The sequence below is a fragment of the Thermodesulfobacteriota bacterium genome, assembly GCA_040754335.1.
Classification (GTDB): Bacteria; Desulfobacterota_D; UBA1144; order Nemesobacterales; family UBA2774; genus 2-12-FULL-53-21.
Genome location: JBFMCV010000002.1, coordinates 101,917 through 124,348, shown reverse-complemented (window position 1 = coordinate 124,348; position 22,432 = coordinate 101,917). Strand labels below are relative to the sequence as shown.

Here is a 22,432-nt window from a genome sequence, read left to right as displayed (position 1 = left end):
CTTGGATATTAAGAAATCATCCTCGCCTAGCCAGTAATCCACGATAAAGTTCTGGATAAATTCTTTCAGTATTAGAAGGCCACTTCTCGACCATTATTGACGAAACTTCCTCAAAAGCAGCCTGCATGTGACCCCGTTTCCCACCTATTTCTTCAAGGTCAATCACTGATGGGAGATGAATCTCAGTAATTGGCACATCTGGAATATCTGTTCGCGGTGTATCAAGATTCAGAACCTGAGAAACACTATTTATACCCCGATCTCTCCGTTTATTAACAGCTTCGGAATACCCATTGTCCTCCGGTGCAAACCGCTCTGCAATAAACTGAAGGATAGATGTATGATCTAGATTGTTTTTATACACGGTTCGTGGAGCAACAAAAGGAGAAATAACTATTGAAGGTACCCTAACGCCAGTAGATTCAAAGGGAATATATTCCTTGTTTGGTGGACTATATGGTATTGGTAATGGAGGCACATGATCAAAGAATCCGCCATGTTCATCGTAAGTCAATATCATAACGGTCCTCTTCCACCTTTCAGGATTGCTTGTTAGAGCCTGATAGATTTGACGTAATAATACTTCCCCATAGCCCACAGCCAACGGTGCATGGTTATCATTAGGAATGTCAGCACCAAAATGTAGAGCATCATAATACGACGGTTCGATTATAATAACTTGAGGAAAGTCCTCTGATGACTCTAATCTCACGTCGCTTTCTAAATTCTCAACTCTTCGAAAGTTTAAGCCAAACACCTGAGTGAACCTCCCAAGCAATGTAAAAAACGAAAGTCCAGCATGATAGACTCTCCAACGAATACTATGATCATTGAGCCAGTCTAATATTATCCGTCCTTCTTTTGGGAAAAGACCCGTAAAATCAACCCTACTTTCACCGCTTAAAGACATTAATCTATTGGGAACAGTGCTTGTGGGAAGTGGTGAAAACCATCGATCGCAAACAGCGAAATTATTAGCTAGAAAGTTAGTTATTGGTACTTGATCCGGTGGGTAGAAACCCATCGGTTCAGGATGTTCTATTCTATTCACTGGCGTAAGCTCATAGTACGCTCTTACAAATCCACTCATAGCATAGGTACCTTTTACGAGAGAGTGAGCGATTTGGACCGTAATTTCATCTCGATCATGCGGGAGATCACTCGGTAGAATTCGGTCTTGCATTTCAAAAGGATAATATTGCAACCCCTCGAATATGTTTTCATATTCCTCTTTTTTTAATGGACAGCGGAGTCCATCCACCTCTGTTCTGTTATCATACTTTTGACAACTCAGATGGCCAAGCATATTATCGAATGACCTGTTTTCCATCATCACAATTACAATTGTTTCTATGAGATTTATATCAGACACTACATAGTACCCCCTTGACTTCTACAGGTAAGATTAACAAGAACACGCAATCGATCAGGGGGAGCATGTGTGGGGTCTCCCATCACTTCACCAGAGAGAAGGTTAGCACGAATTTCCCAGAGTCCACTTATTTTTGCACCGCGCATTTGATCAGATGGTGTTCCATCGGCTGGCAGAATAATCTCATGACCCTCATGAAACACTCTAAGCGCTCGGTTGGATTGCCCTGAGATAGTATCAATCCTCATCATGTCATCCCAAATTTGGGGCTTGAGAGTTTCTTTCGCGATTAAACCATGTGCACCATCAGGTTGAGTTTCTATAACAAGCGATTGAGTATTTCCACTCTCAACCACAACAACTTCTTGTTCGGCAAATACGTCTTTGCCGCTACGCATAGCTATTATCGTGAATTTAGTCGGTTTTAGGGGAGTAAAGCTTTTTGACCCAGATGAAGGGACAACTCCTGTGCCGCTAGTTAAAGGTGTGGCTAGTAGTAATGCGCCGCCTACCACACTCCATGAAACCACCGTATTTTGGCCTTTACAGAGTCTCCCCGGACTTGCTTGAAAAGATACTATTTTTGGAGCGCAAGCCGTTATATACAAAGGAAGAATAGCAATCCATATAATCCGCAATGTGAAATTCATTACGAATCTCTCCTCAAAGAAAACATACTATTATATTTTGAATAATAAAACAATATATATGCAAAATAGTATCTAGTATCCTTTTCTCCCTCCATGTTAGACTTATCACATAGAGTTACCATTGGGTGGGGATTTTCAATAACAAATAGGTACAAACTGGATGTGCGGTAGATTTGCGCGCTCAACTGATAAGGACGCTTTGCAAAGCCGCTTTGGGCTTGATGACCAGCAAGGGGTCCTCTTGGAGCCGGGTATGACGCAAGCTCATTCTGGCTAGAGGATATGAATTAGTGAAGATTGTATCCAGCATGTGGCGGCAAACAGATAAATGGGTTTGCTACCGTCACCCGCTATAGTTAGAAGGAAAGGTCGACTGTGTGTGGATATAGGTGGAACTCATTTTTTTAATGCTGAATAAAGACTTGTAAACGAGTGAATTCAAAATAGGAAATTTATTCAATAGTAATAAGGTAGTTTGTGGAGATTCTCCCTTAAACACTATGTTCAAGTCCGTGTAAAAACCCGCATCTGGATTACGCAATCCAGATCAAGTAAAGCCCAACACCTAACAGAAGCACACCGGTTACGTTATCGGACCAGCGGCGGGCTTTATCGCTGGAAAGTCGAGAGAGTAGCGAAGCGAAAGTTGTTCCTACCAATATGATAGGAATACCCAAACCAATGCCATAGATAAAAAGGAGCATTCCACCCCAAAGCGGATCACCCGTGGCTGCTACATAGGAAAGTAAACCGGCAAGAATTGGTGTTGCACAGGGAGTAATCACCACTCCCAACAATCCACCCACAACGAAAGCTCCAAAATGACCGTTTACTTTTAAACTCATGCCCGAAAACGTAGGCAACCGCAGAGGGATAACCTTAAGTAAATACAACCCGAATATTATTGGAAAAATTGAAATAGCATAAAAAGGCCAAGAACCTAATTGACCAAATACTTTGCCCGCTAGAGCCGAGATTACTCCAAGAATGGTTGTAACAACACTACCGCCCAAAATAAAGAGTGTGGCAATCCATAAATTTCCACGAACGGTTTCCCGTCTAAGTGCCGCACAGCAGCCCGCCGCTGCCGGGTAAATTGGAAGACAGCATGGATTTAGACCGGCTATGACACCGGCAAAGAGGGCCAATGGCACTGCAAAAATACTCCTGTAATCAATAGAGCCTGATATAAAGGCAGAGCTATTCGTCCAAATCGTATCTATAAATTCCAAAAGATCTCTCTCAGCTACTCCTGTTCTATTTCGTTTTTCAGGGAGCCTACAGTTCCGCGAAGTTCCTTGATTACGCTTGAGGATTCACCCTCAAAGCGTGCTTTTTCTGTATTATCTTTATTCAAGAATATGACCGTGGGAGAAATACGGACTGAGTACTTTCTTGCCTCCTCCCGACTATTGTTAATGTCAAATTCCGCATAGGCCACACCCGGGACACCGGCCGCACTTCGGGCTACACTAATCACCTCCGCACAGCCGCAGCTAGAGTCAGCTTCTCTCGGGTCGGCAAAGAGCAATATCTTATTGTCAGCATGAGCTTTATCAGGTTCTAATACATTTGAACCAGAGTTTGTCGAGGAAGACGGTTTAAGCCAAAGTGTAAATGATACTGCCGTTAAGACTATGGAGACAATTATTATATTCTTTTTCATAGCTATCCTCTTAGTCAACAACAATTATTAGAATCACAGCAGGAACTTTGCTTACCAACTTCTTTCTGACTGTCTTGGGCTTTGTCCTGTACATAGGGAGTCCTTGTTCTTAAAGATTCTTCGGCTCTTGCAAGTTCCTTCCCCAGATAACAAGCATGATCCAATTTGCTGATTAGTTTGTTTTCTATAATCGTCATGTAAATTGCGCTAATATCCTCACCCTCGACGATCTTATTAAGTGCGCCATTATTATGATAATGCTCGACGGCAATGATGTTTTTATCCTGATCGGGGAAAATAACAAAATAACCGCAGGGATCTAGTCTAAGTGGCGGTGGCATTTTTGCTTGAATCTTTTCGATGTTTACGTTCATATTAAAACCTCCCTCAAATGGAATAATCTTCTCGCTTGCACACTCATCAATAGTTTCTGTAATATCAGCCAAATCAGAACATCCAATCATGTTAACAAGCCGGACCTGCCTTTTAATATGCTCAATGCTTTCGAGACTTATATTTTTCAAGATGGGCCGTTTTCCTTTCGCTCCAATAATTCGTTTTTTCTGTGGATCAATCCCGTTTTCAAATAGACTCACGAGAGATTGTCCGGGTAGGTGACCGATAACTTGCTTGGAATCCTCTCCGCAGAGAATTAGAAAACGGATATTAGGATTCGTGGTTACGTTTTTTATAAGTCTTTCAATGCCGAGGTTTTCTGTGTTCATTGAGCCAACGATGCTAACCTGTGAGTGTTGAGCATTAATGACTTCTTCCATAAGATCATTTGAATTTAAAGTGCATATAGCAATAGGAGCCTCAAATCGGTTGACTTTGTATTTCCCAGGCAGAGGAGGCCAACCCAACCGTTCCTCAACAATAATGTCATCGGAGGCGCAGCCATTTGACTCTAACTCAATTTCGGGATACGCCTCCACCAAGGCATTTACGGCCAATGCCGGAAAACAGACTTTGCATCCTAAACAATCGTATTGGACTGCTTCAAAGGTTTCTTCGGATTTTCTAAGCAGAGGCTCGATTAATTCCTTATCTTCTGATTTTAAATTTTGTAGTTGATTTTCAAGAGCTTTAATAGCCCCTTGCTGACACCCACATTTCCAGCACTTTTTAAATTTAATGCCGTTTTCAAGGTGCGTTAAAACTTTGTCAATTGTTTTATAAAGCATTCCAATTTTTCTCTGTGTTTAAAGATTCTTTTCTATTAAGTCGGCGATCACGTTAGCTGTCTCAAGTTCTTTCATCCGCGGTCGTTTTTTCTTTGACTCTTCCAACAAACACAACCCTAGCTCTAATAAACTGATTACGCATGGATCATGAATCCGGTAAATGATTTGATTTCCGTTTCTTCTTGAAGCCACAATGTTTCTGTCAACGAGTCGTTGAAGTTGATTAGAAACGGCTTGTGGTGTCATTCCGACTATCTTTGCCAACTCACCTACCGATAATTCTTCGGCCATAATGAGAGCATGAATTAAACGTAGTCTCGTTTCACTCGTAACGATCTTGAATAATTTCATTAATTCAGCGGCGAGCTCGGCTGAGATTAATTTATGGGTGCTCAAATATTGTAAGCTTGGTTTACAGGTTTTCATGAAACCTCCGGATTCGTCCTTCATGCAACGATAGTATTACATTACATTGTGTAATAGTCAATATCTCATTTAAAGGGAGATCCGTGGAATAATAGTTTCGGAGAGTAAAGAAAAGAAGGGCCTTATGTGCCCTTCTTTTCTTTCTTGCAACTAAACAGAACCTATACCAGCAGCACGAAGGTCGCTTTCGGAAATTTGTCCGACTTTGCAGCAATCAAGCAAACTGCCATTGACTGCCACTGCAGGTAAACGGGTTATGCCGTGGAGTTCTACCTTGTCACGGCATTCATTTGTTATGCAGCCTTCGCGGAGGTCATAAACGGTGACCCCGCATGACGGACATGCCAGTTTGTTCACGAGATCGACCGTCGGTTCACAGACCGGACAACCGGCTGTAAATACTTCTACTTTCCTTTTTGATGCCATTTAATCACCTCCTGCCATTTTTTTCATTACACACCTGACAGCTTTGTACTCTTCTTAGTGGTCTTACGTCGACAATTACGGCCAGCATGAGAAACGCAGCACCTGCATAGGCTGAAAAATTGTTAATCCAGAAGAACTTTCCAGTGAGTACCAGCGAAACCCCGACAAGCCCGATCCAAAAAGGGAGGAAGCTCCCGCGCTTCCTCCCGCGTAACGCGAATACGAGCAACGCAAGCCCGAGCAGGGTCACCGAAAGGATCAAGAGGCTTACACCGTGCAATAAAAAGCCCAGCCCCATGGTGCTTAAAATCCCCGCATAAACCGGCCAGCAGGCAGGGCAAATAAATTTTGGCAAAAAAACAGCCCCGACAGCGCCCAAACCGGCAATGAATCCCGTGCGGTCCGAGCGCAAATCTTGTGTCTTTCTACTGTCAGCTAGTGCTTTAATAATTGCCTCAACAGAAGGGACGCCTCCCATGATGCCCTTGGAATCCTTGTACAAACGGCAGCTATCACCGTGCGACTCCGATAAACCCGCAATTATATCTACTCCATCAATTAAAATCGTGGGAGAGCCGTAATCCATCAAGCGTTCGGGAAGATCGGGATCATTCCGTTCCCATTCATCCCAGCTGGTTTTAATGCCGATTTGTCTAAGTGCCAGGCGGATATTTTCCCTTGATCGCTCCGCATTCGGGCAATCTGAATCATAGACGAATTCAATTTTCATCGCTTGATTCCTCCTCAAATGCATCCAGTATCGGACAAATGTTTAACGGGTTTTCTTCGTCGCAAACTGCGATCAATTCCATGAGTCTCTTTCGAATTCGCTTTAAATCTTTTAGTTTATTTTCAATGCTCTCAACCTTATTTTGCGCATATTGTTTTACTTCACTGCACTTAGCGACTTGAGCATCATTCCGTAGTGCCATTAATTTACTAATCTCTTTCAGCGAAAATCCGAGTCCCTGGGCGCGTTTTATAAAGCGTAAGCGCTTAACGATAGTCGGCGGATAAATCCGGTAACCCGAGTCTTTTCTCTCCGGCGGTTCAATAATCCCTTCACGCTCATAATAGCGAAGGGTTTCACGGTTTACTCCGGCGAGCTTAGATGCCTGACCTATAGTCAGGAAATCGTTCTTTTTCGCATAAGTTTTTGTGTCCATATTTTTAATTATAATGGTTGTACTTAGGTACAAGGTCAAGCAGTGATGTAAAAGTTATTTAGGGTTATCTCAAGTTTCTACGATTCGATCGGCTTCTACTGGAATGTCACCGCGCTAAACGCCTTCGAACTAACTCCATCGATCATAAGCCTAAGGTAAATATGGAATCCAGGAAGATGTACCAAGTCTCCCATCCTGAAGTTGGGGTAGAATTCTTTTTCAAGATACTCGGCATCCCTGGCGCTTACCCTGAATGATATTATCGTTCCTACATTACCAAGAATTGCCGAGATTGTCTTTTGGTCAATCTGATCAAGGTATTGATGAACCAAGTTAAGGCAAAGCCTGTACTTACGCGCCTCCGGCAGCATGTCCGCATAGCTCCCTGCAGCAAAGCTCTGAAGCTCGTCTAAATAAAGATAAAAATCCCGTCTTTTCTCCTCGGGGATGTCAGTTCTGTTCAACGCAGAAAGGTATATCTTTATCACAAACAACGACCCCAAAAGCATTGACGTATCCTCCCCAATTCTTCCCTTCGCTAGATTTACCAGGAGCACCCTTCCTGTGTCCATCGCCTCCCTCATGTTAAAAGAGCTCTTCTTCTTACCTATTATATTCCGTATAAACGGGCTGCTGAGGAAAGCCCCAGCTTTGTTCTGAATGGGTGCAACTGCCTCTGCTCTGAACTTTAGAGGCCACTTATCAAACTCCTTTCCCCAGAATTCGTTTACCTTCTCATCTTTCACATAGAGGAGTACTGTTTTCCTGAAACTCGAGTCCACAAGCAGTTTGTTCAGATCAAGTAGGGTTGACCCCGGATACTCTGTTAACGTCAAAATAAGGTTTCTCAAAATGTGCTCTGTTCTCTGGCCCCAGGAGTCGGCCCAGAGCTTCTTGAATATGCTAATGAGTCCCGAAGCGATTAAATACCTCCCCTCTATAGAGTTAACCCCTTCCAAGACATTGAAACCTATCGAGTTTTTACTATCCGAAGGATTTATATAAATAACGTCTTCTTTTCTCTCTTCCGGAACCAAGCTCTCAATGCTCTCAACCAGGTCGCCATGAGGATCGAGGAGCGCAAGCCCGTCTCCTTTCTGCATGTCCTGGATAATCAGATTTTTTATAAGCGTTGACTTACCAGTTCCGGTCTTTCCAATCACATACATGTGCGACCGCCTGTCTTTTCTCTTAATCCCAAATCTTTGCCTTTTATTCCTATAATTAGTCTCGCCGATATAGAACACCTCGTTTTCCCTTTGCTCATTCATCCTTATCAGTCTAAAAGTCAAGGTAGATAGAAAACAGGATGGGAAATTGGAGTTGCCTATACAGGCAAGAAATCCACCCTATGACACTTATCCATATCCCATAAGATGGGGAGCATATGAGCATTTTAAGCTTCATAGTGTCGCTGGCAATTCTCCTCATCTTGCTTGGGATCGGAGTCAACCAGGGCTTTAGTGTTGAGGTTTTCCTCGGCCTTATTGTAGCCGGAGGGAACTTCATCGTTGAGCTTGTGAGGGCTTTATTTAACGGCCCGTCCCTGTAGGAAAGGAAATTGTCAGAAGTTCTTTAAAAAATCCACATAAGGAGGTGTATCTATGCGCTTAACCTCAATCGAAGAGGTTAGGAATTTGAATGACTCGCTCGACGAGTCGTATGTACATGCGCGGCTTTCGGATATTGTTCCAACGTCCGAGATAGGGAAGATAGCCCTGAACTTCAGGGAATACGTTCTTTCCGAAAGGTCTGCAGGCCAGTTGTGCCGGGTGCTTGGAGTACCATATTACTTCGCGCGCTCTATGTCGTCACAAATGCCCGATTTGTGGAAGGAGCTTTCGGGCAGGATAACCACGGGATCGCCGAAGGAAATTACTTTCAAGGTGGATGATACATCATTCACGGTAATCGGTCTTTTCCCGAGACGAAGCGATTTCGTGTCTCTCAAGAAGTTTCTTGAGATGACTGAGGACATCTATCTAAAGGTGTCTGAAAAAGCAGGCGTAGAGAATTTGGTTGTTGATGTTAATGACGTATCATCAACGGCATTTTTCTATACTTCGGGCACGTTTTCTCCTATTAAGTCCGAGAGCGAAGACCTGTTTAGATACGGAATAGGATTCTCGGCTTCGAGTCTTGAGATGTATTCTCCTTCAATATCTGAGTCGCTTTTACGGCTTATCTGTACGAACATGACCTATGCCCCGGCTCACGGAGGCATGAGCTTCAAGAGCAGGAATTTGGAAAGGATTTTAAACGCGGTTGGATTGCTGTTGGACGATCCTGACCGCATCTCTCGCTATCCGGAAGCTCTATCTCTGTTGACCCAAAAGAAGCTTTCGTATTGGGAGCTTGAGAATTCATATTCCTATATAGCCCGCCTTAAAGACGAAGGCGGCGAAATGCTTGTTGCCGATCTTGAAAGAAGGATTCCGCTTGCGCTGGTTGCAAGGGCATACGGCTATGAGAATACTGATGCCATACCTTCCTCGCTTTCCTGGAAATCGTCCGCGAGGACTCCTGTGACTGCTTATCAGGTGTTCAATCACCTTACAGAAATCGGGTCCCATTACACCCATATCCCGGAAAAGGAAAGGCTTAATGTCCTGATTCATGCAGGCGAACTCATGTTCAAGAAGCACTGGGATCTGGATAACCTTGCTCCTCAGATTGACTTTTCGAACTGGGAAGCGTCTCAATTCCAGTACGCAATCCACTGACACCTTCCTGTTTTCTCCTGCCAGAGTTCTGGTCCTAGCGGGCCCACTGCGCTCTCGCCGGAATGAGTCCAGTCCATAGGGGATAGATGGCAGGGGTGTCTCCGGTAAGCAGGGAAGGAAGCGTACTCTCAGGGCGGGAGGTTCACCCCCCCCTCCCGCCTATAAATTTCATAAATAAGGAGGTCTGCATGAAGACAAAGACAGTTAGGGGTATTGTAGAAACAGTTAACGAAAAGGGAATCAATATAGGAGGTAATTGGTTCAATTTTTCCCAATATGATCCTGTAGAAGAACCCAAAGAAGGAGACGCGGTAGAAATCAAAGTAGACGGAAAGAACGGGAAGTGGATTAAGGAGTTGAGGTTCATAAGCCCGGAGGAAGCGGTCAAGGAAAACATTACTGCTAAGGATGTCCGAATCACGAGGCTATCCCTTATAAGCTCGGCAGTTGAGATGTTAAAGACCAACGGGAATATGATTAGCACAGCTGAAGTAGAAGCTGCGGCCAGGAAACTGGAGAAGTATGTGTATGAACCAATTCCCAAATCTGAAGATGAAGACATACAACAGGATATTCCCTTCTAACGGAGGATGCTATGTATAGAGAGCATATCATTTCTGAAGCGGTTGGGTTAAAGAATGAGCTGAAGGAGTTTATTGAATCTTTTCAGAGAAAGAAAATGGACTTCGTAATTCTCTTTGAAGAGAAACTGTTGATCATGGAGAAGATGAAGGAAATTGAATCTGACGTTGCATACGACGTTTCAACCGAATCCGACGGCAATGGAAAGAAAGCATATTCAAACGAAACTTTGAGAAATGCTGAACTGCAAAAAAGACTGAAAATTAATTCTGAATATTGGACACTCAAGGTGCAGTACAATCATCTTGAGAAACAGGAAAGATTTATGAGGGTTGAGGTCGAGCTCCTGGAAAAGAAACTTAGAGTTCTTGAGCAGATCGTAACGCTCGTGAGAATTGAGAGTTGTTTAGTCAACTCATCCGATGGCGAGGTGATACACCTTGAAAACAGAATGTGAGCTTATTCTCAAAGCGGAGGAAGCTCGTGTGGGAAGGGCACTGCAGGCCGTGATGGAAGGAAGGTATAAGATAAATATCCTTAAACGAGAGGCACACGAGACAAGGGCGTATGTTTTAAATGAGACGAAAGAGTATGCAGTAGGGATCAACGGCTCAGGGAAATATTTTTGCTCCTGCCCTGACAGGTTTGTGCACGAAAATATCTGCAAGCACATCCTGATGGTCATCTTGGCTGAGCTTTTGGGAATGTGGAAGAAGAGTACAGCTTAAGAAAGGATCTTTAACAACTAAATATACCTAAAAATAAAACTAAAGGACGGTAATTAATACCGTCCTGTTTTATACCTTAATTCTAAGATCCATATTCAGAAGATCGTATCCCTCTGTTATTATTGCATATATATGGTATATATGCTATATATAGGTAAGACGTTAAAAATCAATTTTATGAGGAGTCTGATGCCTACAGCATTTATGAGGGCATCGGATTCGTGCTCTCAAAATAGCTGTATTACAGCTTCCTCTTCATTAGAGGGCACAACATGACACAAAGAGAAGCCAGAGAAATAATGGGTAAAAATTTCATTGCAATAGACGATGTTGCCAGAATTTTATCGGTATCTATCTCTAGAAAAGCCCGATATGCACTTCAGCATATCCCTTACTCTGATGGTACGCTTCAAACATGTAAAAAGAGCCACATTCTTTTTCCTGGAGTACCCGAAGATAATTCTGGAAACCTTATTACTATTGCAAGTATACGGGAAACATTTGGTGTTGATTTTGATGAACAACCGTGCTTTTCCTATGTTGATTATTGGTATATTGATGAGAACTTCGCAAGTAAAAAGACTTGCTCGCTTCGTTGGTACTTGATTAGAAAATCTATATTACCGAATTCACGCACTAAATCTTATCATGAGCAGATACGCCTACTTAGAGGTGATGAAGAGCTACCTAGTGCAGTTGAAATTGTATATATGACTTTTCTCTATTACTTTGTAAGTGATGGGAAGCGACTTTTTGAATCTTCGGAAGTCCTTTGTAAGGATGCGGGCTGGGACGGAAGAATAGTGACGGCCGGTAGCTTTAACAATGTAGGCTTAGTCATCTCTCAAGTTAAACTGAACGATCGCAGTAAAGACTTAGGATTAGCACCGGTGTTAAGGAATGATTTTTGAAATCTGATAATACAACCCATTATACTTTACCCGAGTTGTTAACGCTATATTACCCCCTTGATTTGATAACCAATTCATGATTAAATATACAATTATATTGTTGTACCAACAATAAATTTACCCCTGATATGTTCAATCAGGGGATTATTTTTGTTATGGAACCCGGGGATAAAGAATTAGAGAAAGATAAAGACTTTCTAACGTTACTTGAACGGACAAGTAAACTTATAGATGATCCCGATTTCCAGAAAGAAGCTCAAGAATATTTGTACAAGAAGGATAGATATGCATATGAGAATTTGGTTAGAGAACGGATATACATGTTATTATCGCATAATAACTCTATTCAGATCATTCTAAAAGAAACAAAGCACCTTGCTTCGTCCTTTCAATACATAAGCCCAAATTTCGGGGACTATATGAGATGTAGATATCCAGAGGAAAACAACCCCTTTAAAGCTGGTCACCCTGATTTTAATTTGTCGGGAGTCGAAGAAGCAAATATAGAGAACTTGCGGACTGACCGCGTTGCCTTGCGTGAATTAAGCCTATTATATTGCGATGATCTTAGGGGTTCCCTCCAAGTTCATTTTGGCTCTGACAAAGGTAATAATAATTCTAAATCGATTTTCAATATTAGTCACAGCATCTGGAAAGGATTAGAAGCAAAGCTTCGCGGAGAATACAATAAGGAGAACTTCGTTGAAATTATAATTGGTAAAGATGCAGAAAAATTGGGCGAATTTGTTAAAGATTATAACAGTCTTCTTGAAGAATTTAGTAATCATTTGACAAATAATTCGTTGGTTACCAAAGAAAAGGAATTACGAAGGTTGAGGCTGGAAGATAAATCAATTTTATTAAGGGTTTTTCTGCTCACATATTGTTATTCTATAATGCGAAAAAAACAAGATGCTCATGAAAATCCTAAAGCGTTTTGTCATTTAATCATTCCTATAAATTTAACGAATTTCCCAACAAAGCGATTTTTAAACAAAATTTCAACTTATTGTGGGGCATTTGAGGAACCTGTAATTGATTATAATGTTCGACGTCTCGAATATATATTCCGACAAATATCAGCAAGACTGCTTGAACTAGAATGGGTCAGCATTAAAACACCACGCCGTATTAATATAGCCGTACTAGAAAATCTGATTCGTTTATGTTCGGAAATTCAAGAGGAACCTCCGATAGAGTTGAGTGAATGCAGAGACAATCTTGAAGATAAGCTAGAAAAACATATTAAAAAGGGAAGGAAATATATTGACAAAGAGATTAACGATATATATGAAAATTTCTGCACAGCTGATCCAGATATTTTAGATATATTAGTTCGAATTAAAAATGTAATTCCAAAGGACCAAGAACCGGGGATTATATTTTTCTATAGTAAGCCTGGAAGCGGGAAAGAGAAGCTTGCCAAAATATGTCACCTGATTAGTCCTCGTTCATGGAACGCAAAGGCGATTAATAAACAGATTAAAGATTCTAAGCTCCAAGTTCAAAAGGATTATCAGTCTTATCTTAGTTTTTATAATGAATGCGACATATTAAATCACGGTGATAAGATCAAATCGAGGGATTGGAATAAAAACAAATTACGGTTTAACTTCAGGACCTTGAACTGTGCACAAATAACTGAAGAAATTCTCTGGGGCGACGATACTAATCCAGGTGAATTTATGAAGGCGCACATGTTTTTTGGCACTCTTTTTCTAGATGAAATAGATAAGATTCAAAAAGAATTAGTTGATCAGTTGTTGCGCGTTCTTGAATCACCACGGGAAATATATCCTAAAAAAGGTCTAAGTCCTATAAAAGTTAATTTATTGTTAGTGTTTGCGAGCAATAAATCGCTTGATGAGCTAGAACGTGATGGATTCAGCAGCGCCTTTATTTCCAGAGTAGATCGTTTCTATTTCCCTATTCCTCCATTAAGAGAAAGAAAAGAAGATATTCCTCTTCTCATTAATCATTTCCTTAGAGAACATAACAAAAAGAAGAAAGTGGAAGCAAAGAAAAAAAAGGAATCCCCGAGAATAATTAGATATATCGATATCAAAGGTTTAAAGCTACTAATGAACCTGAGATGGGACTATAACATTAGAGCATTAGATAGTTTCATTAATGATCTCTGCAGATTGAAAGAACTAAAAGATAGTAAACAAGAATCGTATGAAAAAATTACCTACGAAGAAATACTTGATTGTCTTATAAACCGCGGACTTTTGAATGCTTAAACTTATAATTATAGGCCAAGTTCTATTTTTATGATTGTATATCTTCCAGAACAATCGCTTGTCTACTTTTTAGGGAGCTTATACAAAGGGACGTCGGTATAAACAGTTGCTTTGTAACCACTGCAGAAACAGAGGCGGAGCTCCTCAAAGCTAATTATTAGAACCCTCACATCAAGCGAAAAACTGCTCAAATTCTCAGAGCGATCATTGTTGTTAAGCCATTTTTCAGGGTTGTTTTCTCGTTTTTTTGAAAGACAACCGCCTCCTCGGTAAGAGTTGTGTTTATGGGCAAGTTTCACTGACTATGTAAAGAGTACTCGCGCTGAGCATTTGATTCATATTTGTAATGATCCCATGTAGTTAGGTGATATCTTACTAAAATATTAATCAAAATTGTGGTCTTTAAAATTACGTTAGTTTGTGGTAGTTATATCAATATCATTAACTATGTGGGATAGTGGAAAATATTATGACAAGTGATAAAGGCACGCCAATCGAAACTTTGGAAGCCTGGCTATCCAATAAGCCATACTGGGAACAATACGTTTGGAAGATCAATCTCGAAAAAGATTCATTGACCGATGAGGATATTGATCAGTGCTATCAGTACCTTTCTGAATACCTCGGCTTGATTGATTCTTTGCCGAATAAGCGCGATATATCCTTTAAGAATGAGATCGTTGTTGCTCCGGAAGTACCTGGCGGTATGAGAAAAATGAAAATATTAGAGGTTAAGGACTTTGTAGACGTCAATGCTCTTTCAAAAGATTGTTCAGTAAAGTTTGGACCCAACCTAACTCTTGTTTACGGGGGCAACGGTAGCGGTAAGAGTGGAGTTGGTCGTCTTTTATGTAATGCGTGTTTCTCGCGAGGAGAACGTGAGATATTACCGAACGTACGAACTACTTCCGTGTTAGATTCAGAAGCAAAAGCGACTTTCGTTGTGGATGATGGTTTGGGCAACGTAAACGAGATCGAATATTCACTTGGTGAAAATTATGACGACCTCAAACGCTTTTCTGTCTTTGACTCAGAAAGTGTTTTGATACACCTTGACCAATCAAACAATGTAAATTTCACTCCAGCCCAAATCAAGATATTCGATAAGGTTGCTGTTACTATTTCACAGCTAGAAGAAAAACTTAATAACGAAAAGAATGCAAAGAAAAAAGATAATCCATTTCAGTCAATGTTCCTTGATGACGCAACTTCTTCTACCGCAATATTCTGCCAGGCGATTGCCGGCCACACCAAAGAGGTTGATTTTCTATTGCATGCAAACTTCGATGCCAATGTTGATGGTCAAAAAATAACTGAACTCCAAGAGCTCATCGAGGCAAAGAAAAAACTAGATATTCCCAAAAAGAAATCGCAACTAGCTACTGATCGCCAAAATCTACAAGCATTTAAAGCGCTATTGAAAAACGTAACAGACCAATTTACTGAGGCAAAAAAGGAGGAAGCTAACCAACTTCTTAAAGAAATATTGGAAAAGAAAATGATAATAGAAGGTCTAAGTGTTAAGAGTTTTGACGATGGCATTGTGAAAACAATCGGAAGTGCTGAGTGGAAAGCATTGATTAGTGCAGCTAAAACTCTTTATGAAAAAGAGAAGGCAATAAATGAAAATAAAGAGCCGACTCATTGTATGTTATGTCATCAGAAACTTAAGAAAAATGCCAATGAACTCTTTCATAAATATTGGAAGTTCCTTGAAAGTAGAGCTGAGAGCGAACTATCCGAATTAACTCGAAACCAATCTGCCTTATTACAGAATTTGCAATATATAAAGATGATGTATCCAAAATTCCTTGCAACAGATGCAGGCGTTAAAGTAATTAGTGAAGACGATCCTAAATATTTAGCACAAATAAAAGATCAGTTCTCTACACTAGCGAATGTGTTGGATGACTGGACCTCTAAATTAGGTAACCTGCAGGAGATAAATCGTGACGATGTACCTGATGTTGACCTTACCAAAATCGATACTCTCGTCAATTCAAAAACAACCGAGGAGTCAAGACTTGTTGACCCAAGCGGTGAAATCGCAACGCTTATCGCTCAATTAAATGCCCTCAAGCATAAAAAACAGGTTACAGCTGTTAAGGATGCTGGATTAGAATATATTGCATTTCTACATTGGTTATCTAAAGCCAATGGAGTTAGTTTTGCCGGTATAAAGATGGCCACAACAAAAAAGAGAACCGAGTCATTTCTGGTGGGTGTAGCTCAAGATTACAAAGGCGTATTTAATCAGGAACTTGCAATGCTGGGATGTGATTTTAATCTGATTATGAATGCCAGTGGGGAGCATGGCACTACTGTAAAAGAATATAGGCTTGATTTCGCTGAGGACTACAATCCAAGCCAGATACTGAGTGAAGGTGAGCAAAATGCGTGTTCAATTGCGGACTTTTTGACAGAGGTTCAGCTTGATAAAAATAATTGCGGGATTATATTCGATGATCCGGTGACTTCATTAGATCATGAGCGGAAGGATAAGATAGCTCAAAGATTGGCAATTGAGGCTGGACATCGGCAGGTCGTAGTTCTTACACATGATATTGTCTTTATGAGTCAGTTGACTAAACATGCGGAGAAAAACAATATTCCTGTTGTTGCGCATTGGATGAGGCAAATAAATGGCATACCAGGATGTATGGAAGATAATACTAGCCCCAAAATATCCGACTTAAAGAGTTTGAAAGACGATTCTCAAGCAGCAGTAAAAGATTATGAATCTCTCGGTGCCAAAGATCAGGAACACGCACTAGATACAGCATTTAGTTATTTACGTAGTGCTTGTGAGGCATTGATTGAAGATGTACTTTTTGCAGGAACGGTTCAAAGATACGACGATCATATTAAAGTGCAGAATCTTGAAGAAGCGATATATGATCAGTCTTTGGCTCTTAGGATTGTAAATATGCATGGCAAACTATCGGAAATGATCATCGCTCATAATAGAAGTGACTTGCAGAGAGAAAGCCCTCCCAAATTAGACGACTTATCTGCACTACGGAACGAATTTGACGAATTGGAAAAGGAGCTTAGATCCTCTCAAAAGGCTGCCCGGAAAGAAAGGGAAGCTCGCAAGGATGCAAAGAAATCGGCAAGAGCTGGATGGTGACCGAACTGCTTGTGAGATTGTCAACACCATTAGTCTAGTATCCTTCATTGGGGATATAGTCTCTAAGTCACAAATGTCATTGGTAATAAGCCCTAAAGCTCCTATCTTCAGCTTTCTTGGCAATGAGCTTCCTTAGAGGTAAGTCTTTTGCTCCTCTATAATGCTTCGACCGTGTAGGGTTGGTTACCTCCCGGACCTCTTCAAAAGATATTAACGGCACCCTAACATCAAGCGAAAAACTACCTAAATCTTTACCCTCATTATTGTGGTTAAGCCGTTTTTCGTGGGTGTTATCCTGATTTTTGAAAGACTGCCGTTCCATCGGATAGAGTTGCCTAGATGGGCAAGTTTCCAATACTTTGCTCTATTGTGATAAGGTGTGGGTATGCTAATTCCTGATAACTACCACATCTGATTGGATAATTAGAATTTGTATATAATTAAGTGTATGGCAAGTATCCCAAAGTTAAGCGATAATGCTCTTCAGGCAATCTGTGATCTTTTTGGAGACACCGATTCTGGGCTTACTGGTACAGAGATTGGGAAGTTACTAAATTCTTCAGGTATTGAGGATATGGAGCCCACTATTACTAAAAGACATAGATTGTTTTCCGCGTTAAAGAATAAGCAAGAAAAAGATCGATGCTCAAATAATGTGTTTGCGTTTATTCAGAATGTGATGGACCCCGTTAGATATGTACATAATAGGGAATATTTTAATCGATCAAAGGACCAATTGAATGTCATCCTTGCTTTACAGGGATATGAGTTGAGAGCAGATGGGAAGATTGTACAAGCGACACTCGTTAGTACTTTAGATGATGCGCATCTGAGAGCTAATGCGCTTCAAAAGAAATTATCGGATAGAGGAGTTCATTATTACGTATTAAATTTCTGCCGTGCGGAGTTTTTACAAGAAAATTACTTTCATGCAGTGTTTGAGGCGACTAAGAGCATCGCTGATAGATTGAGAGAAATGTCTGGTCAAGATAAAGACGGGACCCAGTTGGTTGAAGCTACTTTGGTTGGGCAGAAGCCGGTACTAGCAATCAACAGTCTTCGCACAGAAACTGAAAAGATGGAGCAAGTTGGCTTTGCAAATCTATTAAAAGGCATATTCGGCATGTTTAGAAATACTACAGCGCATGCACCTAAGATAAAATGGAAAATCGAGGAACGTGACGCTTTAGAACTATTAACCATGGCTTCCTTTGCTCATAGAAAGCTTGATGGTGCCATAAGAACAGGCTATTGAGGGCAGGACTGTTCATTGTTGGACTAACACATTAAAAATTTGATAATTAGCCTTTTTCTACCAAGTTGCCTTTTTGAACTTTAAAATATTTATGTCTTAAGATATGGGCCGGTAACATCTCTATAAATCTAGAGGGTCTATCTACTGTCTTTCCAATTGTCTTGTCGAACACTTTGAATACGACTAGTGTGCATGAATTTTTTGCTCTTGTAAGTGCCACGAGAAACTTACATATTTCATCATCCGTTATTACATCTGGGTTCGCAGGAAAAGAATAATTGTTAAGATCGATAATAAAGGTATGCAGTGCTGATAACCCTTTTGAACCGTAAAAATTAGTAAGTCTTATTCGTATTTTGTTTGGCTCCGCTTCAGACTCTTCTGTTTTCACTGGTTTCTCTTGATTTTCAAATAAAGTACGTATTTCGTCTCCGTGTCTAGTAATATATTCTTGAGTTAGCATTTCTTCAATTGCAATATCGCTTTCATATGTCTTTGAAATTATGCTCTTTATATCCTCGGGCGGATCAAAGTGCATTACTATACGCCAACCTAAATTCGTATTTACTCCCTTGTGTAAGATTTTATATCCATGTTCAATTTCCAGTTGGTCCCTCTCTTCAGGGGTCTCTATTGAATATATTTCCTCATCTAGATTCTCTTGTAGATATTCGGCAACTTTCTTAATTCGGTATCCAGATTCCGCCCCCATTATTAGAAAGGGTATATCTTTACCCGCATAAGAAGTAAGATTTTCGCTCGCGGTTAAATCAACTATCCGATCTTTTATATACTTAAAGCTCGTTTCCGGGCGCGAACAGTGAGCGACTTCAATCTCTGGATATGCTTTGTGTTCGCGATGTTTGTCCGGCAAGTAACACTCAAACTCCCGAGGTATCCTTTTATCTAATAGTCCGAGACCCTGGGCTGCTTTAACAAAATAATTAGTCGCCTCTACAATTGCAGGTGTACAACGGCTACAAAACGGTAACTCAAGTATTTCGTATGTTGCATCGGAATAAAGTTGTCTAATATAATCTTTTGATGCGTGCCGAAAACCATAAAGTGCTTGATCGTCATCTCCCGCAATAAGAGCTTTGTTCCTATTCGTAAGTAATGATATAAACGAAGACTCAAGTCGGTTAAAATCTTGATATTCATCAGCAATCACTATTCCAAAAGAAGGGATGCGGTTTTGATTTCGCTCATAATACTTAAAAACTCGATAAACTGCATCATCATGGCTAGCAGAATTGTAGTAACTCGCTCTAGACAGATAAAATTCCTGAGCTGCATTTTGGTTTAGATTTGCAAAGCTCGCGTGAAAGTCTGGACGACCGAATTCAAAGTCTAGTATGAGTGCATCTTGTTCAATCAAAAAAGGAAGTAAGGGAAAGTATCTAAAATCTTTAGTTATGTCTTGTAGACCAATTTTTGAATGTAATAATTCTCTACAGAATCCGTGAAAAGTGGACACCTTAATTAAGTCGTTTTCTAAAGTAGATAAATCTTCTCTCAAATCATTTGCCAAGTTGTTTATCAAAGTGAATACAATAGCTTTCTGTCCCCTTGGGATAGTTTTTAATACTTCCTGAAAAGTATATGTTTTTCCTGTGCCAGGTCCGGCTACTATAAGTCTTTTGTCAGATTTGGAGGTAAGTACATTTTCTGAATAGGCTTTTCTTCTTTCAAAATAATCTCTGCAGGACTCACATACTAATATCTCTCCATTTTCTATATTGCTTATATTTTTCCTAAAAAGCTTTGCATTATAGGGAAAGTGCCGGTTAGCACTCTCCCCACAGTTCTGACATTCTGTTGTTTTCTGAGCTGTGCCTGTCATAAAGGCGTTATGATTAAAGTCTTACCCATATTAGCCGGAAGATGGGCCATAAGTCCCTATAATCATTAACTCCTCAATTCCAGCTTATATGAAAGTATATAAGCCCAATATTCCTATTATCAACCTTGCTTGAAACGATGAGTTGTGTTCTTGTTATTTTTATCTTATCAAAAATACTTATGTCTTATTGAAAATAAGCCCTTAATTCCTTATCCTCGGCTTTCTTGCGGGTTAGTTTTAAAAGCGGCATGTCTTTTTCACCCTTATAGTATCTGGAGTGTGAAGGAGTGGTGACCTTCTGGATCTCTTTAAAGGAAATAAGTGGGACCTGTACATCTAGGTAAAAGTTGCCGAAATCTTTAGTCTCATTGTTGTCGTTAAGCCATTTATCGGAGGTGATTTCCTCTTTTTTGAGAGACTGCCGTCCCAACAATTGTCCTTCAAAATTATGATGTACATCCATAGGAATATTGAATTTAACTAATGCTGCGCTCGTATCAAGATTCAAATCAATTCTATCTACAAATATGTGAAGTATTTTTGATTTCGTTTCATAAGACGCATGAGTAATTTTATATTTGATTTTTTGGTATAAGTTAGTAATAGTATCTACCCGTTTAATTCTTTCTTCTTCAGAAATGATGTAATCATTATATTTTCTTCTCTCATGCTCCAGTGTCACCTGCCTACTCTTGATAGATTTAATACGTTGCTTGTATTCATTTTCATCTATGGAGCAAATTTCTAGAAATGCTATATTTGTTCTTTCTTGTTCCTCATTCAATGATTTCAATTCCTTATCAATTAGAACGATTTTATTTAATAACCCATCTTTTTTGTTCTCTCCGGTGTATTTATCGAGTTTGTCATAAATTGTGTCCGGGCTCATTAGAATGTTTTCTAAAGTATTCCAAATTGGCATAAGTCTGGTTTCTGCTATAGCGCCGCAATAACGGCATCTGCGTGTGTTACCTACATGATTTTTCGGGACATAACCAACATAACAGCGCGAACCCTTGGCGGAGCGACTACTTGGGTTAGCATAGTTTCCCTTTAGCTTGAAGCCACATTTTGAACAATAAACAAGTCCGCTAAACATGTAGGAACGTATTTTCTTTCTTTTTGCGAATTCACTATTTTTTCTCAGTTGAACAATGGTTTTGTCGAAAAGATTCTTCGAGATAATTTGAGGAACTTCTATGGGTATCCATTCAGTTTTAGCCCTCATATAATCTTCATTCTCATACGTTTTCAAACCCTTATGATTTCTCTTGTATTTCCTAAAATACGCTTTTCCTGTATAAGTTTCGTTTGTGAGTATTCTGCCCAATGTCCTCGGCCACCATATTTTTGATGTCTTTCTCTTTGTCTTTATGCTTTGGGTCCAAGTAGGTACCCCAAAAGCGTTCGCACGTCGTGCGATTTCTTTAAGAGAGCACTTTTCGTTGACTAACCATTCGTAGAATTTTTTAACCCACTGCGCTTGTTCCTCATTTATATCAAGCTTTTTAGTCTTTCCGTTGTATTTATATCCATACGGGGGAGTGCCCATAACCCATTTCCCTGCTCTTACAGCCATTTCCCTACCTCGCCGCGTACGCTCCAATATTTTTCTTCTTTCTTCCGCAGCGACTGCGACCTGGATAGCTCGGGTAAATGGATCATCCAAGTTCTGTGTAGCAAACCTAAGTTGTATATTTAATTTCTCTAGCTCCTCTTCATTTTTATAAAAATGGCGTTCGCTGCGCATCATTCTATCCAGCTTCCAAAAGTAGATAACGTCTATTTCTCCCTGCTTTGCGGTCTCCATGAGCTTTTTCCAGCCCGGCCGGTCATCGCTTGATCCTGACTTGCTATCATCAAAAATATGCACACCTTTCAGTGTACAATCATCCCTTTCCACGGCGGCACGTCTACAGTCTTCGAGCTGGAATTCGGGACTGAAGCCTTTGAGTTGATCATCGGTTGACACTCTGATATATATGGCTGCTCTAAGTTTTTTAATTTGCTTATGAAGATCCATAATTGGGTTAAGTTATAACAAAAGAGGGGCAACAGTATTCGCTTCTTTGTCGGCAGACTAGAAGGCACTGTTACCCCACTTTTATAGGCAATTAATATAGATTA

General features: G+C 40.4%; 22 protein-coding genes. 9 read left to right on the top strand and 13 right to left on the bottom strand.

Annotated elements, in window-relative coordinates:
* Positions 1 to 16: 16 nt before the first annotated feature.
* The 10 genes from AB1598_03940 to AB1598_03895 all read right to left on the bottom strand — a co-directional run bounded on the left by AB1598_03940 (position 17) and on the right by AB1598_03895 (position 8,161).
* Positions 17 to 1,372 carry an alkaline phosphatase family protein gene (locus tag AB1598_03940; protein MEW6144154.1) on the bottom strand — a complete coding sequence of 452 codons (1,356 nt, stop codon included), beginning with the start codon at positions 1,370 to 1,372 and terminating at the stop codon, positions 17 to 19.
* Positions 1,372 to 2,022 carry a hypothetical protein gene (locus AB1598_03935; GenBank protein MEW6144153.1) on the bottom strand — a complete coding sequence of 217 codons (651 nt, stop codon included), beginning with the start codon at positions 2,020 to 2,022 and terminating at the stop codon, positions 1,372 to 1,374. The genes AB1598_03940 and AB1598_03935 overlap by 1 nt, the downstream gene beginning before the upstream one ends.
* 533 nt (positions 2,023 to 2,555) lie before the next feature.
* Positions 2,556 to 3,254: a cytochrome c biogenesis protein CcdA gene (locus AB1598_03930; protein MEW6144152.1), complete on the bottom strand. Its 699-nt coding sequence runs from the start codon at positions 3,252 to 3,254 to the stop codon at positions 2,556 to 2,558.
* 14 nt (positions 3,255 to 3,268) lie between these two features.
* Positions 3,269 to 3,688, bottom strand: a complete 420-nt coding sequence (locus tag AB1598_03925) for a hypothetical protein (GenBank protein MEW6144151.1) — start codon at positions 3,686 to 3,688, stop codon at positions 3,269 to 3,271.
* Between the two features lie 14 nt (positions 3,689 to 3,702).
* Entirely contained in the window at positions 3,703 to 4,872 is a 1,170-nt protein-coding gene (locus tag AB1598_03920) for a DUF4346 domain-containing protein (GenBank protein ID MEW6144150.1), read from the bottom strand.
* An 18-nt stretch (positions 4,873 to 4,890) separates the two neighbouring features.
* Entirely contained in the window at positions 4,891 to 5,298 is a 408-nt protein-coding gene (locus AB1598_03915) for a metalloregulator ArsR/SmtB family transcription factor (protein MEW6144149.1), read from the bottom strand.
* A 150-nt stretch (positions 5,299 to 5,448) separates the two neighbouring features.
* Entirely contained in the window at positions 5,449 to 5,724 is a 276-nt protein-coding gene (locus tag AB1598_03910) for a glutaredoxin (GenBank protein ID MEW6144148.1), read from the bottom strand.
* A 4-nt stretch (positions 5,725 to 5,728) separates the two neighbouring features.
* Entirely contained in the window at positions 5,729 to 6,454 is a 726-nt protein-coding gene (locus AB1598_03905; GenBank protein ID MEW6144147.1) for a MerC domain-containing protein, read from the bottom strand.
* Positions 6,444 to 6,890 (bottom strand): MerR family transcriptional regulator, encoded by a 447-nt coding sequence (locus tag AB1598_03900; GenBank protein MEW6144146.1) that lies wholly within the window; start codon positions 6,888 to 6,890, stop codon positions 6,444 to 6,446. The genes AB1598_03905 and AB1598_03900 overlap by 11 nt, the downstream gene beginning before the upstream one ends.
* A gap of 95 nt (positions 6,891 to 6,985) precedes the next feature.
* On the bottom strand, positions 6,986 to 8,161 hold the full coding sequence (locus AB1598_03895; GenBank protein ID MEW6144145.1) for a type IV secretion system DNA-binding domain-containing protein: 1,176 nt from the start codon (positions 8,159 to 8,161) through the stop codon (positions 6,986 to 6,988).
* Between the two features lie 116 nt (positions 8,162 to 8,277).
* Between AB1598_03895 and AB1598_03890 the strand changes: the two genes are divergently transcribed.
* The 8 genes from AB1598_03890 to AB1598_03855 all read left to right on the top strand — a co-directional run bounded on the left by AB1598_03890 (position 8,278) and on the right by AB1598_03855 (position 17,207).
* Entirely contained in the window at positions 8,278 to 8,442 is a 165-nt protein-coding gene (locus AB1598_03890; GenBank protein ID MEW6144144.1) for a hypothetical protein, read from the top strand.
* 52 nt (positions 8,443 to 8,494) lie between these two features.
* The gene (locus AB1598_03885) at positions 8,495 to 9,613 is read left to right on the top strand and encodes a hypothetical protein (protein ID MEW6144143.1); all 1,119 of its coding nucleotides are present in this window, start codon (positions 8,495 to 8,497) and stop codon (positions 9,611 to 9,613) included.
* Between the two features lie 86 nt (positions 9,614 to 9,699).
* On the top strand, positions 9,700 to 10,197 hold the full coding sequence (locus tag AB1598_03880; protein ID MEW6144142.1) for a hypothetical protein: 498 nt from the start codon (positions 9,700 to 9,702) through the stop codon (positions 10,195 to 10,197).
* 11 nt (positions 10,198 to 10,208) lie between these two features.
* Entirely contained in the window at positions 10,209 to 10,652 is a 444-nt protein-coding gene (locus AB1598_03875) for a hypothetical protein (protein ID MEW6144141.1), read from the top strand.
* 28 nt (positions 10,653 to 10,680) lie between these two features.
* Positions 10,681 to 10,923 (top strand): SWIM zinc finger family protein, encoded by a 243-nt coding sequence (locus AB1598_03870; GenBank protein MEW6144140.1) that lies wholly within the window; start codon positions 10,681 to 10,683, stop codon positions 10,921 to 10,923.
* A gap of 272 nt (positions 10,924 to 11,195) precedes the next feature.
* The gene (locus AB1598_03865; protein ID MEW6144139.1) at positions 11,196 to 11,834 is read left to right on the top strand and encodes a hypothetical protein; all 639 of its coding nucleotides are present in this window, start codon (positions 11,196 to 11,198) and stop codon (positions 11,832 to 11,834) included.
* Between the two features lie 155 nt (positions 11,835 to 11,989).
* A complete protein-coding gene (locus tag AB1598_03860; GenBank protein ID MEW6144138.1) occupies positions 11,990 to 14,077 on the top strand; it encodes a sigma 54-interacting transcriptional regulator in 2,088 nt (695 codons plus the stop codon).
* A 469-nt stretch (positions 14,078 to 14,546) separates the two neighbouring features.
* On the top strand, positions 14,547 to 17,207 hold the full coding sequence (locus AB1598_03855; GenBank protein MEW6144137.1) for an AAA family ATPase: 2,661 nt from the start codon (positions 14,547 to 14,549) through the stop codon (positions 17,205 to 17,207).
* A 76-nt stretch (positions 17,208 to 17,283) separates the two neighbouring features.
* Here the strand turns inward: AB1598_03855 and AB1598_03850 are convergent, their stop codons facing one another.
* Positions 17,284 to 17,529, bottom strand: a complete 246-nt coding sequence (locus AB1598_03850) for a hypothetical protein (GenBank protein ID MEW6144136.1) — start codon at positions 17,527 to 17,529, stop codon at positions 17,284 to 17,286.
* Between the two features lie 108 nt (positions 17,530 to 17,637).
* Here AB1598_03850 and AB1598_03845 point away from each other — a divergent pair, with 108 nt between their 5' ends.
* Positions 17,638 to 18,462 (top strand): TIGR02391 family protein, encoded by an 825-nt coding sequence (locus AB1598_03845; GenBank protein MEW6144135.1) that lies wholly within the window; start codon positions 17,638 to 17,640, stop codon positions 18,460 to 18,462.
* A gap of 46 nt (positions 18,463 to 18,508) precedes the next feature.
* Here AB1598_03845 and AB1598_03840 read toward each other — a convergent pair whose 3' ends face one another.
* Both AB1598_03840 and AB1598_03835 read right to left on the bottom strand, forming a co-directional pair.
* Positions 18,509 to 20,305 carry a UvrD-helicase domain-containing protein gene (locus tag AB1598_03840; protein MEW6144134.1) on the bottom strand — a complete coding sequence of 599 codons (1,797 nt, stop codon included), beginning with the start codon at positions 20,303 to 20,305 and terminating at the stop codon, positions 18,509 to 18,511.
* Between the two features lie 184 nt (positions 20,306 to 20,489).
* Positions 20,490 to 22,328: a recombinase family protein gene (locus AB1598_03835; GenBank protein MEW6144133.1), complete on the bottom strand. Its 1,839-nt coding sequence runs from the start codon at positions 22,326 to 22,328 to the stop codon at positions 20,490 to 20,492.
* Positions 22,329 to 22,432: the final 104 nt, after the last annotated feature.

Bases quoted from the DNA above. Each gene is read 5' to 3' on its own strand.
- AB1598_03935 (MEW6144153.1), bottom strand. From the start codon at position 2,022: ATGAATTTCACATTGCGGATTATATGGATTGCTATTCTTCCTTTGTAT.
- AB1598_03925 (MEW6144151.1), bottom strand. From the start codon at position 3,688: ATGAAAAAGAATATAATAATTGTCTCCATAGTCTTAACGGCAGTATCA.
- AB1598_03920 (MEW6144150.1), bottom strand. From the start codon at position 4,872: ATGCTTTATAAAACAATTGACAAAGTTTTAACGCACCTTGAAAACGGC.
- AB1598_03915 (MEW6144149.1), bottom strand. From the start codon at position 5,298: ATGAAAACCTGTAAACCAAGCTTACAATATTTGAGCACCCATAAATTA.
- AB1598_03910 (MEW6144148.1), bottom strand. From the start codon at position 5,724: ATGGCATCAAAAAGGAAAGTAGAAGTATTTACAGCCGGTTGTCCGGTC.
- AB1598_03905 (MEW6144147.1), bottom strand. From the start codon at position 6,454: ATGAAAATTGAATTCGTCTATGATTCAGATTGCCCGAATGCGGAGCGA.
- AB1598_03900 (MEW6144146.1), bottom strand. From the start codon at position 6,890: ATGGACACAAAAACTTATGCGAAAAAGAACGATTTCCTGACTATAGGT.
- AB1598_03895 (MEW6144145.1), bottom strand. From the start codon at position 8,161: ATGAATGAGCAAAGGGAAAACGAGGTGTTCTATATCGGCGAGACTAAT.
- AB1598_03890 (MEW6144144.1), top strand. From the start codon at position 8,278: ATGAGCATTTTAAGCTTCATAGTGTCGCTGGCAATTCTCCTCATCTTG.
- AB1598_03885 (MEW6144143.1), top strand. From the start codon at position 8,495: ATGCGCTTAACCTCAATCGAAGAGGTTAGGAATTTGAATGACTCGCTC.
- AB1598_03880 (MEW6144142.1), top strand. From the start codon at position 9,700: ATGGCAGGGGTGTCTCCGGTAAGCAGGGAAGGAAGCGTACTCTCAGGG.
- AB1598_03875 (MEW6144141.1), top strand. From the start codon at position 10,209: ATGTATAGAGAGCATATCATTTCTGAAGCGGTTGGGTTAAAGAATGAG.
- AB1598_03865 (MEW6144139.1), top strand. From the start codon at position 11,196: ATGACACAAAGAGAAGCCAGAGAAATAATGGGTAAAAATTTCATTGCA.
- AB1598_03860 (MEW6144138.1), top strand. From the start codon at position 11,990: ATGGAACCCGGGGATAAAGAATTAGAGAAAGATAAAGACTTTCTAACG.
- AB1598_03855 (MEW6144137.1), top strand. From the start codon at position 14,547: ATGACAAGTGATAAAGGCACGCCAATCGAAACTTTGGAAGCCTGGCTA.
- AB1598_03850 (MEW6144136.1), bottom strand. From the start codon at position 17,529: ATGGAACGGCAGTCTTTCAAAAATCAGGATAACACCCACGAAAAACGG.
- AB1598_03840 (MEW6144134.1), bottom strand. From the start codon at position 20,305: ATGACAGGCACAGCTCAGAAAACAACAGAATGTCAGAACTGTGGGGAG.
- AB1598_03835 (MEW6144133.1), bottom strand. From the start codon at position 22,328: ATGGATCTTCATAAGCAAATTAAAAAACTTAGAGCAGCCATATATATC.